The organism is Streptomyces milbemycinicus (assembly GCF_002154605.1).
Classification (GTDB): domain Bacteria; phylum Actinomycetota; class Actinomycetes; order Streptomycetales; family Streptomycetaceae; genus Streptomyces; species Streptomyces milbemycinicus.
Map to the genome: position 1 here is coordinate 1 of NZ_MUNE01000854.1, position 2,725 is coordinate 2,725.

Annotated in this window: 3 protein-coding genes; 2 read left to right on the forward strand and 1 reads right to left on the reverse strand. The window is 72.0% G+C overall.

Annotated features, from left to right (window positions below; all coding sequences use genetic code 11):
- Together CCN51_RS47595 and CCN51_RS47600 are read left to right on the forward strand one after the other, a co-directional pair.
- The coding region (locus CCN51_RS47595; protein ID WP_425444800.1) for a hypothetical protein at positions 1-418 on the forward strand (418 nt) is incomplete at its 5' end.
- On the forward strand, positions 415-1,959 hold the full coding sequence (locus tag CCN51_RS47600; protein WP_014180494.1) for a multicopper oxidase family protein: 1,545 nt from the start codon (positions 415-417) through the stop codon (positions 1,957-1,959). The genes CCN51_RS47595 and CCN51_RS47600, both read left to right, overlap by 4 nt.
- A gap of 82 nt (positions 1,960-2,041) precedes the next feature.
- Here the strand turns inward: CCN51_RS47600 and CCN51_RS47605 are convergent.
- A partial coding sequence (locus CCN51_RS47605) for a TetR/AcrR family transcriptional regulator (protein WP_086861011.1) occupies positions 2,042-2,725 on the reverse strand: 684 nt, incomplete at its 5' end.

Below are 2,725 nucleotides of genomic sequence, written 5' to 3' on the forward strand. Positions count from 1 at the left end.
TCGCACTCTCGCCCCACCCCCCGACTCCGTCGGCTCCCCGCCGGCCGCGGGCCGCCACCGCGTTCCGTGGTTCATGCGGATCACGCTCCTCCTGCAGTCGGCGGCGATCCTGGCGCAGGCGGTCACCGCCGGTCTGCTGCTGGCCTCCGTGCCCATCGGCCGGACCCTGCATGCCGGGATGGCGCAGGCCGTGCTGGGGGCCGTCCTGCTCAACCTCCTGGCCGCGGTCCTGGCCTGGCGCCCGGGCGGCGGCTCACCGCGGCTCATCCTCAAAAGCACGCCCATGCTCGTCTTCACCGCGCTGCAGGCGGTGCTCGGCGCGGCCCACGTACGTGAGGTGCATGTGCCGCTCGGGGTGCTGATGTTCGGGGCGAGCGTGATGTTGCTGATGCAGGCCAGGGGCGGTGAGACGGCATGACACGCACCCGTCGGCAGGCGGTCCGGCTGCTGGGAGGCTCGGCGGTGCTCCTGCCCGCCGTCGGTTTTGGGGTGCCCCGCTTGGTGGCGGCCGTGGCCGGCAAGAGGGTCGACACGGTGGGGAAGGTCGTCTTCACCCGGCGCCTTCACGCGCCCCCGCTCGCCACTTCCCGGGTCGACGGGCGGGGGCGGCGGGTGTTCGACCTGACCATCCGTGCGGGCCGTACGGAGTTCGCCCCCGGCCGCCCCTCGGTCACCTGGGGCGTGAACGGCGGCTTCCTCGGCCCGACGCTGCGGGCCCGCCGCGGCGAGAGCGTGCTGGTCAACGTACGCAACCAGGTGGGCGAGGCGACGTCCCTGCACTGGCACGGCATGCATCTGCCGCCCGCGATGGACGGCGGTCCGCATCAGATGATCGCGCCCGGCGCCGTCTGGTCGCCGACCTGGACGATCGACCAGCCCGCGGCCTCCCTGTGGTACCACCCGCACCTGCACGGCAGCACCGCCCGTCACCTCTACCGGGGCGTGGCCGGGATATTCCTCGTCGATGAGCCCGGTGACGCCGTGGCCGCCTCGCTGCCCCACACGTACGGCGTCGATGACATCCCGCTCATCGTGCAGGACCGGCGCTTCGCGGGCGGCTTCATGCCCCCGGACGAGGACATGGCCGGCACCACCGGCTTCCTCGGCGACGAGCTGTTGGTCAACGGCGTGCGTGGCCCCTACCTGGACGTCACCACCGAGCGGGTCAGGCTGCGGCTGCTGAACGGCTCCAACGCCCGGGTGTACAACTTCCGCTTCGCCGACAACCGTTCGTTCCACCAGATCGCCTCCGACGGCGGCCTGCTGGCCACCGCGCACACCACCGAGTCGATCCAGCTCTCACCCGGTGAGCGTGCCGAGATCGTGGTCGCCGTCGAGCCGGGCGAGCGGGTGGTGCTGCGCAGCCAGGACCCGGCCACGGGCAGCGGGTTCGTCCAGCATGACGGTGGATCCGACCGTTTCGACGTGCTGCAACTGCGGGCGGCCCGCTCCCTCGCACCCTCGCCCGGCGTCCCGGCGCGCCTGGCCGAGCTGCCCCGGCCGCACGCCGGGTCGGCCGCGCGTACGCGCACGTTCGAACTCGCCGAACACCGCATCAACGGCGAGCAGATGGACCTGGGGCGCATCGACTTTCCGGTGCGCCTGGACTCCACCGAGATCTGGCATGTGCGCAGCGGCGACGGCACCCTGCACAGCTTCCATGTGCACGACGTCCAGTTCCAGGTGCTCTCGGTGAACGGCCGGAAGCCGCCGCCCGGGCTGTCCGGCCGCAAGGACACGGTCCTGCTGCCCCCGGGCACGGACATGCGGCTCATCATGAGGTTCACCGACCACGCGGACCCGGACGTGCCGTACATGTACCACTGCCACATGCTCTACCACGAAGACCAGGGCATGATGGGCCAGTTCGTGGTCCTGGGCCCGGGCCAGCGGGTCGGCCGGCCGCCGCGCCCCGCCGCCCACGCGGAGCACGCGCTGCACGCGCACGGCGAGCGGTGAGCGGCGAGCGGTGAGCGGTGAGAGGCTCCCGACAAAACCGCTGAGTGTCATCGGCGCCCGCCAACGGCCTCCGGTACGACGCCTAACGGTCTTCGATGATGCCCGCGATCCCGTCGAGCAGCGGCCCCAGGCCGAACTCGAAGAGTTCGTCGAGGCGGAGGTCGTAGCCGTTCGGGAGGGAGGCGGTGATGCGGGTGAACGTCGGGTAGCGAGGGGAGGTGGTGATCGCCTGGAGGGCCTGGGACTGGCGGTCCATCCACTCGTCCTCCGACAGACCCGTGGCGGCCTCGGCCTGGGCCTCCTGTTCCAGGCTGGCCGCGATGCCCTGGACGTAGCTGTAGAGCAGGACGTGCAGGTCGAGGACGGTCGTCGGGTCGAGGCCGTGGCCGTCGAGGGTGGCGAGCACCCATTCGGCGTGGACCATCAGGTTGGGCAGCAGCAGGGGGCGGGTGAGGGGGCCGGTCTGGGTCAGCCAGGGGTGGTTGCGGTAGAGGGCCCATAGGGTGCGCGCGGCCAGTTCCAGGCGGGGGCGCCAGCCGGTGGGAGGGTCGGCGGGATAGGACTTCTCGCCGAACGCGGTGTCGGCCATGAGCAGCACAAGGTCCTCCTTGCTGCCGACATGGCGATAGGGCGACATCGCGGCCACGCCCAGCCGCGCCGCGACGCCGCGCATCGACAGCGCGGCCAGCCCCTCGGAGTCGGCGATCTCGATGGCCGCGCGGACGATGCGTTCGCGGGTCAGTTCGTGTTCGGGGCCCGGTGGCGG